At 44.4% G+C, this 16,527-nt stretch carries 10 protein-coding genes; 2 read left to right on the forward strand and 8 right to left on the reverse strand.

Annotated features, from left to right (window positions below; translation table 11 throughout):
• Window positions 1-200: 200 nt before the first annotated feature.
• The 4 genes from LZG72_RS23820 to LZG72_RS23835 form a co-directional block, all read right to left on the reverse strand.
• Window positions 201-1,712 (reverse strand): RagB/SusD family nutrient uptake outer membrane protein, encoded by a 1,512-nt coding sequence (locus LZG72_RS23820; protein WP_233877642.1) that lies wholly within the window; start codon window positions 1,710-1,712, stop codon window positions 201-203.
• A gap of 40 nt (window positions 1,713-1,752) precedes the next feature.
• Entirely contained in the window at window positions 1,753-4,956 is a 3,204-nt protein-coding gene (locus tag LZG72_RS23825; protein WP_233877643.1) for a TonB-dependent receptor, read from the reverse strand.
• A gap of 399 nt (window positions 4,957-5,355) precedes the next feature.
• A complete protein-coding gene (locus LZG72_RS23830) occupies window positions 5,356-6,783 on the reverse strand; it encodes a DUF1501 domain-containing protein (RefSeq protein WP_233877644.1) in 1,428 nt (475 codons plus the stop codon).
• Window positions 6,784-6,968: 185 nt separating this feature from the next.
• Window positions 6,969-9,281 (reverse strand): DUF1549 domain-containing protein, encoded by a 2,313-nt coding sequence (locus LZG72_RS23835; RefSeq protein ID WP_233877676.1) that lies wholly within the window; start codon window positions 9,279-9,281, stop codon window positions 6,969-6,971.
• A gap of 505 nt (window positions 9,282-9,786) precedes the next feature.
• Between LZG72_RS23835 and LZG72_RS23840 the strand changes: the two genes are divergently transcribed.
• Entirely contained in the window at window positions 9,787-11,694 is a 1,908-nt protein-coding gene (locus LZG72_RS23840; RefSeq protein WP_233877645.1) for a gliding motility-associated C-terminal domain-containing protein, read from the forward strand.
• 18 nt (window positions 11,695-11,712) lie between these two features.
• Here LZG72_RS23840 and LZG72_RS23845 read toward each other — a convergent pair whose 3' ends face one another.
• On the reverse strand, window positions 11,713-12,090 hold the full coding sequence (locus LZG72_RS23845) for a helix-turn-helix transcriptional regulator (RefSeq protein WP_233877646.1): 378 nt from the start codon (window positions 12,088-12,090) through the stop codon (window positions 11,713-11,715).
• Between the two features lie 198 nt (window positions 12,091-12,288).
• The gene (locus tag LZG72_RS23850) at window positions 12,289-13,104 is read right to left on the reverse strand and encodes a 2,3,4,5-tetrahydropyridine-2,6-dicarboxylate N-succinyltransferase (RefSeq protein WP_233877647.1); all 816 of its coding nucleotides are present in this window, start codon (window positions 13,102-13,104) and stop codon (window positions 12,289-12,291) included.
• 364 nt (window positions 13,105-13,468) lie between these two features.
• On the opposite strand from LZG72_RS23850, the gene gap reads away from it, so the two are divergent.
• A complete protein-coding gene (gene gap, locus LZG72_RS23855) occupies window positions 13,469-14,482 on the forward strand; it encodes a type I glyceraldehyde-3-phosphate dehydrogenase (RefSeq protein WP_233877648.1) in 1,014 nt (337 codons plus the stop codon).
• Window positions 14,483-14,542: 60 nt separating this feature from the next.
• Here the strand turns inward: gap and trmB are convergent, their stop codons facing one another.
• Both trmB and LZG72_RS23865 read right to left on the reverse strand, forming a co-directional pair.
• Window positions 14,543-15,211, reverse strand: coding sequence for a tRNA (guanosine(46)-N7)-methyltransferase TrmB (gene trmB / locus LZG72_RS23860; RefSeq protein WP_233877649.1), 669 nt, complete (start codon window positions 15,209-15,211; stop codon window positions 14,543-14,545).
• A gap of 9 nt (window positions 15,212-15,220) precedes the next feature.
• Window positions 15,221-16,522 carry a folylpolyglutamate synthase/dihydrofolate synthase family protein gene (locus LZG72_RS23865; RefSeq protein WP_233877650.1) on the reverse strand — a complete coding sequence of 434 codons (1,302 nt, stop codon included), beginning with the start codon at window positions 16,520-16,522 and terminating at the stop codon, window positions 15,221-15,223.
• Window positions 16,523-16,527 lie beyond the last annotated feature (5 nt).

A 16,527-nucleotide genomic window follows, 5' to 3' on the forward strand; every position in this document is an offset into this window, starting at 1 on the left:
TACAAATAATCCGATTGTAACAATATTAGCAGTAATGTTTGATCCTTGCATCCTGTTGTGTCGGGGGAGGAATGGGGGATTTCTGTAAATGACAAAAAGTGCAGCGCGTTGGCTTGCTGCACTTTTTGTCTACTCACAACCATGAATGCGGATTTTAATGTTCGATCATTCAGTCATTCAAAACTCTCGCACCCATTCCATTAAAAATTAGGCGTCAAAGCTGATTCAACGGCTGGAAGGCCATAATAATCATCCAAAACGGTAAATGCATTTGGAGGAGGAACGGCGCCTTTTGGGAAATAATAGGCTTGTGGATTGGCTTTTACTTTCGCTCCATAGGCCCCGATGATCTCTTTCACACGTCCGGTTCTCGTCAAATCAAACCAGCGTTTGTTCTCAAATGCAAGTTCCACACGTCTTTCTTTGAAGATCGCTTCGCGCATTTCAGCTTGTGACGCCGCTTTTGTTGCTGCCAGTCCCGCACGTGTGCGTACCTGGTTCAGGTATGTGGCAGCATCAGCCGGTTTGCCTTGTTCATTCAGAGTTTCCGCCATGAAAAGCAACACTTCCGCGTAACGGTATACGGGCCAGTTCTGACCTGTGTTGTTGTGCAATGAGTGTGTTTTTGCATACTTTTTGATATAAGGATATACCTTATTTTCCGCGAGACTGCCACTCAGTGTAACATACGCAATGGAAGCATCTTTGCGCTTGTCGCCCGCTTCGTAAGCCGCGATCAGGTCAGGCGTTGGAATGTTGTTGCTTTCCTGAGATGTCGCTTGTGGATTTGATGTGCCGGTTATCGGCGCGATTTCAGTCGCAGATATCGGCGACGGAATGAAACGATAGATCTGGTTTCCATTATATCCGGCCGAGCCTTCCATATACTGGATCTCAAAAACAGACTCCGCATTATTCTTGTTTGTAGTAGTGGTCGAGAATGCGTTGGCATAATCAGGCATCAGACTATATCCATCGTTTGTGATCACATCTTTCAACAGCGGTTCTGCCAAAGCCCATTTTTTCTGGGTAATGTAAAGGTTGGCAAGGACCGTTTTTGCAGCGCCCGATGTTGCCCGGCCTGCTTCCTGTTTTGCTTTGTTCAAAAGCAAAGTACTTGCTTCTTTTGCATCCTTTTCAATCTGCGCATAGATTTCTTCGGTGCTTGAGAGTGGCAATGCAGCATCTTCGCGGCCAATTACCGGAACAAGGTGCAAAGGCACTTTCCCAAACAAACGAACCAGGTCAAAGTAAGCGAAAGCTCTCAGAAACAATGCCTGACCTTTCAGGTTATTTTTGTTTGCGGGAGTAAATTCCACACCGTCAATGAGCGCCAGGATTTGATTTGCTCTCGCAATGATCTGATAATTAAGACGATATTGAACTAGAACGTTATCATTCGCAGTTACGCCGCCAGCAGTTGGAACCGCAAAATCCGCAACGTTTTCAGTTGCATCCACCGCACCGTAAAGGGTATTACGTGCATAGTACGTATTATCGGAATGCATTTCTTCCAACACCCACGCGCGTTCGTTGTACATCTGACGAAGTGGCACATAGGTAGCATTTACAGCTTGTGTAAAATCCGCTTCCGTTACAAAAAAGGTACCCGAGCTTAATGCCGTTTCCGGAATTACAGTTAAGAAATCCTCGCGGCAGCCCGTCGTCAATGCGATTGTCAGGAGCCAGGATGCTATATATTTTGTTTTCATATTCTGATAATTGAAATAATGAATTGAATGAAGGGCTGGCTTAGAAATTCATGTTTACACCCAAAGTCCATGTACGTGGTACAGGATAATTGGAGAAGTCAACACCCTGGCTCAGGTTACCTCCGTCGCCGTTACCATCGCCTTGCGCACTGGTTTCAGGGTTAGGTCCGCCCCAGTATTTGGTAAATACATAAACCTGCTGGATCGAGCCATAGATACGGGCATTTTTGAAAAACTTATTCACTTTGCCAATGTTATAGCCGATGGTAATGTTTTTGATCGTGAAATACGACGCATCAGCTACAAAGTGTGAGCTGTTCCAGTCACGCTCGATACCGGTGAAGTTACCGCCATTGTTTGTCGCGCCATACATCCCACTACCTTTGCTGATCACCGTAGTAGCAACACCAATTCCATTAACTGTTGTGTTTTTAACACGGAAACGGTCTTTTACGCCTGCAACCATGTTGAACACACCGTCGAGGTTGGCAGTACTGTAAAGATGTCGAACCCAAAGCTGGTTGCCGTATGAACCTGATCCAGCTATGGAGAAGTCCCAATTTCCGTATTTCAAATCATTCACAATACCGTAAGTGAATTTTGGGAAAGGGTTACCAATGATCGTCCGGTCATCTGCATCACCACCGTAGGTAATTTTACCATCACCGTTAACATCTTTCAATTTGATAGTTCCAATGGCAGAACGTCCCGGAATGATCGGTGAGTTAGCCAGGTCTTCTGCGCTTTCATAAAATCCTTCTTTCACCATGCCGTAGAACTGCCCGAAAGGCTGCCCTACCTGGGAAATGTGGAAACTACCATACACGCGGTCGATCCCCGGGGCCAGTTCCATTACCTTATTTCTATTGAAAGAAATGTTTGCATTGGTTGTCCATTTCAATTTTCCTTCCAGATTTCTGGTTGTTAAAGAAAACTCGTGTCCCCAGAATTTAATTTCACCGATGTTGTCATTATAGTTGGTGAAACCTGCTTCTTGCGGGATCTGAACAGCATATAGCAGGTTGGTTGTTCTTTTTGTGTAGTAATCATAAATGAACTGGATCCTGTCATTGAATAATCCCAAGTCTAATCCAAGGTCAAATTGTTTGGTAGTTTCCCAGCCCAGATTTCTGTTTGACAGCGATGTAACCACGGCGCCGGTAGCCACATTACCTCCGAAAACTGCATTGGTCGTATTATTCACAAGCGCATATTGGGTGTAGTTACCAATGTTATTATTACCAATCACACCAAAACTACCCCGGATCTTCGCGAACGAAACCTGTCTTACGTCTTTAAGAAAATTTTCATCCGAAATAACCCAGCCGGCAGAAGCAGACGGGAATGTACCCCAGAGATTATCCGTACCAAAACGGGATGAACCATCGGCACGAACAGCAGCGGTGAACAGATACTTTCCCTTGTAGTTATAAGACAAACGGGACAGGTAAGATGTTAACGACCATTCGTTTACACCAGTTTGCGTGCCGCCGCGGTTGATATTGAGCGCGCCCTGAATAGTTGGAAGCCTGTCATCCGCGTAGGTATCTGCCTGAATACGTGTAAAATCCTGACGATAACGCTGTTGCGTAAAACCAGCCAGTAATTCAAAGTTGTGATCACCAAAGCTTTTGTTGTAGACAGCCGTGTTTTCATTCAGCCAGCCCACGTTTTCAAGACTTTGACGTATCGAAACGGCAGTTGTCGGGATTGCAACGTTGATATTGCTTGTTGCCGTCGAAGGGTTGAAAAAGAAAAATTTGTTATTCTCGTATTCAACGTTCAATGTAGCTCTCAATTTTAAACCTGTGATCGGGCTGTAAACGAGATAAGTGTTACCAAGTAATTTGGTGTTCTTGTTTTCGTTGATCAGTTCTTGTGCAGCCCGTACCCAGTTTGGATACTGAAAAATATTCCCAGTTCCTTCGGGAAAGGTATTGACCTTTGTCAGTTCGCCATTTGCATCGCGAATCGGCATTACCGGCCAGGTATGCAATGCATTGAAGAGGATCCCTGTTCCCCGGTCACCATCGGTTCTTGGTGTATTGTCGAAAATGTACTGCGGTGCAATATTAAAGCCGATCTGGATCTTATCCGAAACATCGTATTCAGAATTCATCCGTAGCGAATATCGCTTGTAGTCATTATTTACAACCACACCTTTTTGATTGAATATCCCTGCCACAAGCGATGTTTTCAGCCTTTCTTTATTGGAAGTGATCGTAAGGTTATAGCTCTGGATCGGTGCATTACGGAGAACTGCATCATACCAGTCATTGTTTTGGTTCGCGTACTTCTCCGGGTTTTGGAACGCTGGCGGGACTGGCTTGTTCTCGTCCTCGAAAAGTTCTTTTTTGAACTGGGCAAATTCCTGCGCGTTCAACATTTTCACACGGCCTCTTTCAGGCACGTTCTGAATCCCGTAATACGCGGTAAGGCCCACATTGGTCTCACCCGGTTTGCCACGCTTGGTGGTAATGAGCACAACGCCGTTGGCTGCACGTGAACCGTAAAGGGATGTTGAGGCAGCATCTTTAAGTACCGAAATGTCCTCGATTTCGTCCGGGTTCAATGCACCGATATTACCTGTGATCGGGAAACCGTCAATCACATATAACGGATCACTACCTGCCGATACCGATACTTGTCCGCGAACACGTACCGTCATTCCCTGGCCGGGTTTTCCGGTAGTCTGGTTAATCTGAACACCTGCAAGCCGTCCCTGCAATTTTTGGGTAACCTGAGAAACCGGCACATCTTTGATGTCAGCGGCGCTGACAGTCTGTACAGCACCTGTTATTTCTCTTTTGAGCTGGCTACCATAGCCCACGACCACCACTTCCGAAAGTGCTTTCGAATCGGCGGCAAGTTTGATGTTAATGGAATTTGTGTTTCCCACAGGTACTTCCTGTGTAAGGAAACCAACGGATGAAAAAATCAGGGTTGCTCCCTGATCCGGTACGGTAATGGAGTAAGAACCTTCTGCGTCGGTAACGGTACCGACAGTAGAGCCTTTGAGGACGATACTTACACCGGGGACTTTTTCGCCAGCGTCGTCCGTGACCTTACCGCTGATGGACTTGTCGAGTTTCATGTAACTGCTCTCCACGAACAGAGTTGGTGCAGGATGGTTGTCGGCCATCGCATTGAGACAACATGCAGCCCCGATGAGCACCTGGCTCATGGAAAGCTTCACAATGGAATTCAACTTTGCACAATTAGAGAATTGTCGAAATTGGTTCATAGTACTTGGTTTAGATTAGAAATTCAGCAGGAACTTGGGTATTGACTTCAAGGGTGTTGGTTAGGAATAGTCAGTATCACTTACTTTAAAAAATATTTTAGTAACAGCTATGTATTTTTAAAAATGCGTGTGGTACTGAGGTGTTGAAGTAAAGATGCAGTTACAAAAGGTTGCATTACTAAATATGACTACTTTAAGAATTAAATGTTGTTGCGATTACTTAAAGGCAAATATTACTTCATATAGTAATATTAATGCAATACTAGAATGATTGCGATAACTGACTGTCCTGCTCTGTCTGGTTTTAACCAATATTTAATTTGCAATAGTTTTTAGGATTTAAATCATAAAAAAACACCCGACGTGTTGCCGGGTGTTTTAGTTGCGGAGTGAATATCGTTACGTGAGAAGTTCCATTACCGCTTTGCCTTTACCATCGGGAGTCGTGTAAAATGGGCGTTTTTCAACTTCATACTGGGTGTCGGCCGCAATCCCTAATGCATGGTAAATCGTCTGGTGGACACCGTCAATTTTTATAGGATTTTCAATGGTTTTACATGGCCGCTCGTCGGCTGTTTTTCCATATACGAATCCCTTTTTTATTCCGCCGCCAAACATCAGCATAGAGCAACCATCGGTAAAATGGCGGTGCATTCCGTAGAATTTCAGATCGGAAAGAATGTCGGGCTGGGCAACCTGCTCCAATACTTTCTGGTCGGGCCGGCCTTCCACCATCATGTCGCGACTGAACTCGCTGGCAAGTACTACCATCGTCCGATCCAGCAGTCCTTTCTGGTCTAAGTCCTTGATTAACTGGGCAATGGGTCCATCGATCTGCCTCTTCATTTCTTCCAGGCGCGTGTGCCCGTTTTCATGCGTATCCCAACCTTTAAATGGCTCATACTCGGTGGTAACGCTGATAAAACGAGCTCCCTGTTCGGTCAGTCGCCGGGCTAAAAGACAGCCGAGACCAAATTTCCCGGTGTTATATATGTCATAACTTGCCTTGGGTTCCGTACTCAGGTCAAACGCTTTCGACTCCGGGGAGTTCAGTAATGCATAAGCCTGCTCCATGGAACGTTTCAAAGATTCCCGCTGGTAGTCGCTCCCGAATTCCCCAACCGGACTATTGTTGATCAGTTCATTGTAAAGCTGGTTTCTTCGTTCAAATCGTTTCGCATCCATTCCCACCGGCGGGCGAACACTTTCCAGCCCCTGGCTCGGGTCGGGTATAAAGAATGGACCGAACTCATTTCCAAGAAAACCGGCTGTGTGAAAGGCTTTCAGTTCTTCGGCTTCTCCTACTGTAAACCGCTGGCCGATGTCAATGAATGCCGGGATTACCGGATTTTTCGGGCCGAGTTCTTTGGCAATCCATGAACCCATATGCGGTGCGGCAACGGTTTGCGGCGGCTCGTAGCAGGTATGCCAATGGTACTGATGCCGTGAATGCAGGATGTGCCCCATGTCGGCGGCGACATACGAGCGGATCAAAGTGCCTTTGTCCATCACTTGCCCGATCGACTGCAATCCGTCCGAGAAATGAATGCCGTCGAGTTTCGTGGGCATGGATTTAAACGTGCTTAAAACCCGGTTACCTTCCATGTCTTTTTCGTACGGCGTGTACAGTTTCGGATCGAATGTTTCCGTGTGCGCCATGCCGCCGGCCATCCAAAGTAATATTACTGTATCCGCCGAGGAATCGGATCCGGATTTGCCTTTACACGAAGAAAGCAGGTTTGATACAGGAGCTCCGGCAGCCAGAGCTGCTAGTGTTGCAGCACTCGCATGCTGCAAAAACTCCCTCCTATTCCATTGGCTTCTCATTTTTATTTTATTTAAAATGCTGGTTCACAGATATTAGATTATTTTACTTTTAATACTTTTGATAATAAATAATCTTTTTAAAAATATTAAATGTTTTATATTTGTCTGACATTCATTAAATACTTAAAGTTCAATGCTTTTGATATATCAGATATGTAATGAAAGTTTCGGTATAGGATGATCTATCAATAGATTAACTGAAACTCCGGCACGAGTGCGATCGCCCAGACCAGATCCTGAATGCTTTCTTCATTCGGCGTCAGCCCGAGAATTTTCTTTGCAGCCGCGAGCTCTTTTGGTACCGGCGAGCGGCCCAGAGCTTTTTGGTATAATGCAGTGACCAGAGCGTCTGAAGTCGGATATTTGGCTTTCCATCGTTTCGATCCGGCTTTCAACGTTTCGGTAAACTTGTTCCCGTTTGTCAGTTCCAGAGCCTGCAATAAGTTAACCTGAGACGTTCTGCTGGTACTGACCGTCTCCCGGTTTGGCCGACCGAGTGAAGTCAGGAACGGATCATTTTTTACAAAAGCGGCACGCGCAAAAGGCATCCGGTTTTTTATATCCGCAGGCAATCTTTTGAACACAATGTCCGAGTCGGCATACATTGGATTAAATGCGGCACTGATCGCATCGGAGAACTGTTCCGCAGACAGGCGTTTTCTGACCATTCCGGTAAACTTGAAATCGTTGGCCATAATATCTTGAGCCTCTTTTACGGAAGTCGAAGGAAGTTGGTAGGTTTTCGAAGTCACAATGGTATAGATCAATTTTTTCATGTCATACCCATTCGCGGTAAAATCCGACGCCAGCCAATCGAGCAGGTCTTCGCTCCACGGCACATTGTCCATGACATCCACGGGCTCCACAATGCCGCGGCCGAGCAGCTGCGCCCAGACCCGGTTGGCAACGGTCCGGTAAAGTCTTCCGTCTTTCGGTTGCACAAGAAAATCGGCCAACTCTCTCAAACGTTTTTCGGTACTTGCATTTACACTAATCTCTCCCAGCTCCGGAAACAGCATTCTGGTACCTGCGATTTTTCCGGTAGGTTTATCGCAACGGTTTATTTCAAGTAATGTATCTGCGAAAATATTGGCGAAAGCATACGAGTCGGCCAGTTTCCAGTCACTCACAAAACTGTCGTGACAAGACGAACATTTCAGGTTGAGGCCAAGAAACACCTGGGAAACGTTTTGAGCCGCCTGCATTTCGGTCCGCTGGCTCGAATTGATCGTGCCGCGCCATTTAATGCCTTTTATAAAACCTTCGGATTCCTTCGTCGGGCTGATCAGCTCTTTCACAAACCAGTTGTATGGTTTATTGTCCTGCAACGAGGTGTAAAGCCATTTGGTAATGTCGAACCTTCCGCCGGTAATGTAACCCGTCCCCGAATAGTCGTTGCGCAATGCGTCATTCCAGAACGACATCCAGTGCTGTGCGTAGTCATCGTTTCTGCCAAGCAGTTCTTTCGCCAGCAGCTCCCGTTTGTCCGGACGAGTATCCGCAACAAATGCTTCAATTTTTTCCGGCGATGGAATGAGGCCGATAACATCCAGGTATACCCTGCGAATGTAAATGCGGTCGTTAACTACCGGTTTCCACGCGACATTATTTTTTATGAAATATGCATTTACAAAAAGATCGACCGGTTTGGTCAAATCTGCGGTTGGAGCGGGTACGGTTGGCATTCTCGGTTCGAGAGCAGCCACGCGGTAAATGCTTTTTTCTTTGCCATCCGGCCACAATGCGCCTTTCTCAATCCAAAAACGGAGCAGCTTCACTTCTCTTTCAGTCAGCCTCTTTCCTTTGGTAGGCATCGCGTCTTTATCACCTTTTGGTAAAGAAATCCTCCTGATCAGCTCACTTTTATCCGGATGGTTCGGGATCACTACCGGGCCGCCTTCGCCGCCTTTCATGATGGCATCTTTGCTGTCGAGACGCAGGTCGCCTTTGGTTTTTGTTTCGCTGTGGCAGCTGTAACAGTTGTGGGCAAGTATGGTCCTGACCTCAATATTCAAATCCTGCACTTGCTGCGGGTTCAATGCGCCGTTGTTGGTCAACACAAAATCCGGCTCCGCCGCGACATCGCCATTTGGTTCTTTGTAATCCGTTGTGAGAAGAATGCTTGAAAAATAATCGTCACCGTGCGTCAACAAGGCACCGTAATGTCCTGCAAACGAGACCCCACATACGGTCGTGAAAATGAGTGACCGGAAAATGACGCGTTTACCCGAACGCAATGCGAATGTCGTGATTACCGCCAGAGCCAAAGTCGCAATCCCCAACCATTTATGAATTTCGAAGCTCGTCCCGCTGGCTTCCTCAGAGTCAGCAAGAAGCAATCCGAAAATGACGGACAATACGGCACTGATCGTGCCGATCCAGGTAAGGATCTTGACGGCATCGCGCAGGCCAGCCGATTTGCGTTTCCAATCAATTACTTCGAATAAAAGGGCGACGCAGAGTAATGCAACTGGGAAGTGTACCATCATTGGGTGCAGCCGCCCCAGAAATTGCCAAAGCCAGAATGTTTCGTTTCCTTGGAGTAACACAGTAATAAAATTAGGGGTTTAATGGAAGTTCGGTAGGTATTGTTCCGGATTGCGGGGACAGTATAGTAGTAACGTGTAGTCACTTGTTAAAGTTATGGAATTTACCAGAATGTATCAAAAGAGACATTTGGTTTAAGGTATTATGTTTAGGTAAAGTCGACGCAGTTTGGGCTGTCCATCCCAGTTGAACTTAGGGTTGGATTTCCAGGCTATCACCATTCTCCTAAATAATTGTCTGCCGACGCTCCATTTAATTAGTCGAGGTAGATTCATAAGCGTGGAATGATGGGATAGATTGCAGAGGTAATATCCTGCTCTGTCCGGTGAAAATCAAAAAGTGCATGGAAGAAACAATTAATATATGAGTTGTTTGAAATATTTCGCACCAGATTCTACTATTTGGAAGGCCTTTGATTAATTTTATCAAAATGTGCGATTGGCGAAAATTGATCCTATGAGCTCAGGTTTAATGCGTATCTTAATATTTTTAATGGTGTTAGTAAGTTTTGCACCGCTTGCAAAAGGCAACCACATTGTTGGTGGCGAATTGCAAATGAGGCCAAACGGTACCACTAATACTTTTGAAATCACTTTACTACAATTCTGGGATACAAATAGTCTGATAGAGACCACTCCGGCCCAGTTCGGTAACAGAGATGTTATTGCTGAATTATTCATCTATCAGAAGAATAACAACAGGTTGTTAACGAGAGTTAGAGTTAGCTACCTACGGGCAGAAACGCTTGCTTACCAGAACAAAGCATGCGCCAGCAGCCGCTCTTTGAATACATCTGTTGGTATTTATAAGGGAATTGTCACCCTCAATCCACAGACTTATAGTGATCCCGAAGGGTATTACATTGTTTGGGAACGATGCTGCCGAAATGACGATATAAATAACATCGTCCGGTCTGGCGATAATGGAATGGTATTTTATCTCGAATTTCCTCCACTTACGACTAAAAATTCTTCCCCAGAGTTTGTGGCACCGAACGGCAGGTATATTTGTAGCAATAAACCGTTCACAATGACCATGGGCGCGACCGACGCTGATGGCGATGAACTTCGCTATTCACTGGTGACTCCACTGAGAGGAAATACCAATACTCAACAACCCTTTGGAAATGATTCTCCAAAAAATGGTTATCCTCAGATAACCTGGGAATCGGGCATTTCACTCTCCAACGTAATACCTGGCTCCGCTCCCCTAAAAGTTAGTAATAAAGGACTAGTCACGGTAACTGCAAATACACTCGGGCTATACGTTTTTACAGTGCAGTGTGAGGAGTTTAGGGACGGGAAAAGAATAGGCTTTGTAAGGAGAGATTTCCAGTTATTGGTTATTGATTGCAATGATGATCAGCCAGAACCACCTGTCATCACATATGCTGCCCAACCAATTAGCGATGTGGCTTTTTGTGCTGAAAGCACAATCAAACTTGAAACAGAAAGCTCTTCCGACTGGTCGTATCAGTGGCAATTAAATGGTCTTAATCTGCCGGGAGAAACGGGTGCCAGTATCATGGTGAAAGATTCAGGTCAGTACTCTGTTGTAAAAAGTTATACACGCAAATGTTCAAGAGATACCAGTTCGTTATCCGTTCACGTTCGACTTTCAGAACCGATACTAACAACTATCACTGCTGATAGTGACTCATTGTGCAATGGTAGAACGATGATGCTTTTCGCAAATGATGGTAATGTACAGAGTGGCCAGAGTTTGGTTTGGATGAGGGACAAAATGTTAATACCAGATAAAAATACTAGTATTGCCATTAGCCGACCAGGAGTGTATACTCTGGAAATATCGGACGATAGGCCAGGATGTATCGGCAGGGACACTATAACAATCGCATCAGAGGATTTCAAATTGTCCTTACCGACTAGGAAGGGTGTAATCGAAGGTTTGTCGACCACGCTGGCACCATCACTTGTTCCTCCTAACAAGAATTACACATATGCCTGGGCACCAATGGACGGACTCGATTCTGATCCAGAGGCAAAACAAGCCATCGTATCGCCATTACAGGAAACGACCTACACATTATCGGTTACATCACCCAATGGTTGCTCAGCCCAGGCTTCGGTACTTGTTTTTGTTGTAGATAAAATGCACATCCCTAATTCATTCACACCAAACAATGACGGCCATAACGACACCTTCCAGATCTATAATGCTAAGGATCAAATTTTGGAAATGCGTGTTTATAGCCGCTGGGGTGAATTGATCTTTTTCTCGAAAGGTTACGATAGGCCTTGGGACGGAACCTACAAAAATGAACCGGTACCCGCAGGACTCTATCCATTTGTTATCAAAACGAGCGAACTGGATTTGAATGGGTTTGTAAATCTTATCAAGTAACCACACTCAAACGTCTCATTACGCTTCCTTAAATTCCTTATAGGTGCCATCCGTATAGAAGATCAAGATTCGATCGATCTTCTTCTCGGCGGGCATTTCCTGTTTCCTGCTTTCGACATTTGATCTGAGCCGGTCAGTGGCCAGGGCTTTTGTTTCAGCCAATTCTGGCGCGACAGGTTTGGTAATGACGGGTAAGTCCTCTTCATCCAATATCCAGTTCAAACCCAAATCCGGAAATCGCTTGACAATTTTCTGGACGATATCGAGGCTTGGTTTGTTACGGCCAGCCAGAATATGTGACATACTGGAGCGCTGAATGCCTATTTCATCAGCAAAAATGGATGGCGTAATGTTCTTATTGGCCAGTATTTGTTTAATCTTCTCACTTAAATCCATCAGATTTACATTTTATATCACAAATGTAAATCAAATAGTTTAGTAATATCAACATTGATTAACAATCATATCTAATACTGTGTCATAATGTAAATTAGTTATGATTTACATTTGTAACGCCATTTTTAGAATAAGTAATCAAAAAAAATACGGCACAATATGTACCGTATTCTGATGCCGAGAAAGTTATCAAACAGGTTAAACTGCTACGTGATTATCTCTAAGAGCCTCATTTAACGAAGTTTTTAGATCTGTGCTCGGCTTTCTCTTTCCGATAATAAGTGCACATGGAACGTGGTACGTACCTGCTGCAAATTCCTTAGGCAGTGTGCCTGGAATTACTACACAGTCTTCAGGAACGTAACCTTTATACTCAATAGGCTCAGGACCAGTAACATCAATTATTTTAGAACTTCCGGTGATGGTTACCCCCGCGCCCAAAACTGCTCTTTTTCCAATGCGAGCGCCTTCTACAACAATGCAGCGGGAACCAATAAATGCTCCATCTTCAACGATTACGGGTGAAGCCTGCACAGGTTCGAGTACGCCGCCGATGCCCACTCCCCCACTTAAGTGGACATTCTTGCCAATTTGTGCGCAACTGCCAACTGTGGCCCAGGTGTCAACCATTGTTCCCTCGTCAATGTATGCACCTATATTTACATAGGATGGCATAAGCACAACTCCTTTAGATATGTATGCGCCATATCTTGCGACTGCAGGTGGAACAACCCGCACGCCGAGTTTGTCGTAACCACTTTTTAATTTCATCTTATCGTGGTATTCAAAAATACCGGCCTCACTAATCTCCATCTGTTGTATTGGGAAGTACAGGATGATCGCTTTTTTTAGCGATTCATTGACAATCCAGGTTCCGTCTTCTGCCGGTTCCGCGACACGCAACCTACCCTTGTCAACCTCTTCGATAATATCTCTGATGAATTGTTTGGTTGACTCTTCTTTTAAGAGCTCGCGGTTCGACCAATAAGATTCAATTTGTTCTGTAAAACTCATGTTAAAGTAAAAGATTAATTAAAAACATTTAAAGCGCACTAAATCAATATGTTAACAAATAGACGAGAATAATATATTACTTCATTTTTACCACGGTCATTAACATAGGATTGCTAGTGTGTCTTATAATTAAAGATAAGCTGAACAGAGAGTAAATCCAATAAAATATAATCAAAGCACCCTAATAAAGAAGGAAAAGTAAATGCCAGCTATTTTAGTAAATTAGTAAAAATTCCTAGCATGGTGTTTACTAATTTTAATAGCAATATCGTTTTATTAACTTAGATGTATTAATAAACCCCCTAATCCTTTAGATACGGCTACATTTTCTTTATTTTTGCGGCAAATAAATAATCAAAAAGATATGTCTACAGTTAAAGTTGCAATCAATGGATTTGGCCGTATTGGCCGCCTAGTTTATCGTCAGATTTACAATATGGAGGGCATAGATATCGTCGCTATAAATGACTTGACGAGCCCAAAGGTCTTAGCACACCTTTTAAAATATGATACAGCACAAGGCCGTTTTGACGCCGATGTAACATCCACCGACAATTCAGTTGTTGTCAATGGTGAAAACATAGTAATATATGCACAACGTGATCCTGCACAAATTCCCTGGGGATCACATGATGTTGATGTAGTGCTTGAATGTACCGGTTTTTTCACTAGCCAGGAGTCAGCGAGCGCACACATTACTGCAGGTGCAAAGAAAGTGGTAATCTCCGCTCCTGCTACCGGTGATCTTAAAACCATCGTCTTCAATGTAAATCATGACATTCTTGACGGTTCTGAGACCATTATCAGCGGAGCATCTTGCACAACAAACTGTCTTGCTCCGATGGCGCAAGTACTTGAAGAGAAATTTGGCATCGTAAATGGCTTGATGACTACCATTCACGCCTACACAAATGACCAAAATACCCAGGATTCACCGCACGCGAAGGGTGATTTGAGAAGAGCCCGCGCTGCTGCACAGAATATTGTTCCCAACAGCACAGGAGCTGCAAAAGCGATCGGTTTAGTACTTCCTTCCTTGAAAGGCAAGCTTGACGGATCTGCTCAACGTGTTCCTACATTGACAGGTTCATTGACCGAATTGACAGTTATTCTTGGAAAAGAAACAACTGTTGAAGAAATCAATGCAGCAATGAAAGCGGCTTCAAACGAAAGTTATGGTTATACAGAAGATGAAATCGTTAGCAGCGACATTATTGGAATCAGCTACGGATCCCTGTTCGACGCGACACAAACTAGAGTTCAGAAAGTAGGTGGTACTCAGCTGGTTAGAACTGTGAGCTGGTATGACAATGAAATGTCTTACGTTTCTCAATTGGTAAGAACAGTTTACTACTTCGCCAGCCTGATCGGGAAGTAATTTTTAAGTTAATACAGGTAAAAAAGCCGGCCAGATCCCATTCTGGCCGGCTTTTTTACTTTAATGCATATTAACCACCTCCGCTTTAATGTATTTAATGGTATGCCCTTTTGATGTAAAAATACCTTCATAATGCGTTTTCACACCAAAATGCTCATCCAAAAGTTGGGACTGATAAAGGTCATCCGTGAATTCAAGGATGTTAAAGTGCCCGCACTTTGCAAGTGAATCCAAGCTGTATTCAAAAAGGAACGAGCTATCCGTTTTTAAGCAAAATATCCCTTTAGTTTTTAAAAATCCCGCGTATTTTTCTAAAAACGTGGGGTTGGTCAGGCGTTTGTTTTCGTCCCGATCGCGTACCTGTGGGTCCGGGTGGATCAACCAGATTTCACTCAATTCCTTTTCCTCGAAAAACTCATGAGAATATTGAATTCCACCCCGCAAAAAAGCAACATTCGTTAGATTAAGCTCACTGGCCAGCGCGCTTCCCCTGGCTATGCGGTCACCTTTAATATCCATTCCAACAAAATTTTTGTCAGAAAACACTTTGCCAAGTCCAACCGTGTACTCTCCTTTTCCACAAGCCAACTCCACTACAATTGGGTTCGAGTTCTCAAAATAAAGCTCATTCCACTTTCCCTTAATTCCTGAATAAAGTGGTTTTCCCGCCTGAATTACATTGTCTGCACCTTCATTGAACTGGTAATGATGCAATTTCCTTCTCGCCATTCTATTTAATTATAAGTTTTTAAGATCTGCCACCACGAAAGTACTCCCACCAACGTAAATGATGTCGTCAGATGAAGCCTCACTTAGTGCCTGATTTAAGGCTTCATTCACATCGCCGAAGACTTTGCCAAACAAACCCTGTTTTGCGGCAGTCAAGCTAAGTTCTGATACGTTAAGCGCCCGTGTGTTTGATGGCTGGCAAAAATAGTAATCAGCATCAACTGGGAATAGCTTTAACATCCCTGTAATATCCTTGTCACCTACAAAACCCAGCACAAACCGTTTCCTAGTGTGCGGAAGCATTTCAAATTGTTCAATCGTTTCACTCAAACCGGCTGAATTATGCGCCGTATCGCAATACACAACTGGTGACGTTTGTAATAACTGCCACCTGCCTTTAAGGCCCGTCAGTTTAACCACAGACTTCATTGCAGAGTAGACGGAATCTTCACTTATCGACCAACCGCCTGACTTTAGAATCTCAACTACGCTCAGGACGCCCGCGATATTTTTTGTTTGATATGAACCGGTAAGGTCCAACTCCAGACCAGCCCATGCGAGTTTTCCTGAGATATTGTCCCAAATATTCAGATTCGATCTCCCGTCTTCCATCCCGATGGATTCCACTCTGAATCTCTCAGAACTAAAAGAGAGTGGCGCATCGACTTCATTTGCTTTACCAGTCAATACTGCGCTGACTTCTTCATTTTGATATTCACTGATTACAACCGGTACACCCTCCTTAATGATACCAGCCTTTTCTGATGCGATTAACGGCAGAGTGTCCCCCAAAAACTGCATATGGTCATAACTGATGTTGGTTATAACAGATACTTCCGGGGTAATCACATTGGTCGAGTCGAGCCGGCCGCCCATACCTACCTCTATGACAGCTACATCCACATTGCATTGCGCAAAATAGTCAAATGCCATGGCCACAGTCACTTCGAAAAAAGAAGGGTTTAAGCTTTCAATGTTAGATTTCTGACCTGCTGTAAATTGAACGATAAAATCTTCCGAAACAAATGCACCGTTCACCCTTATACGTTCCCGAAAGTCCTTTAAATGCGGAGACGTGTACAAGCCGACGCGATAGCCAGCCTGTTGGAGAATTGCTGCCAGCATATGTGACGTGCTACCCTTCCCATTTGTCCCCGCAACATGGATTGTACGATATTTGTTTTGAGGATCCCCAAGAGATCTGCAAAGCTCTTGTGTAGTATAAAGGCCCGGCTTGAAAGCACGGGCCCCTATGTTCTGAAAAACCGGTAATCTGCTATACAGGTAATCGATCGTTTCCTGATAATTCATTATTA

The sequence above is a fragment of the Dyadobacter sp. CY323 genome (assembly GCF_021390245.1).
Taxonomy (GTDB): domain Bacteria; phylum Bacteroidota; class Bacteroidia; order Cytophagales; family Spirosomataceae; genus Dyadobacter.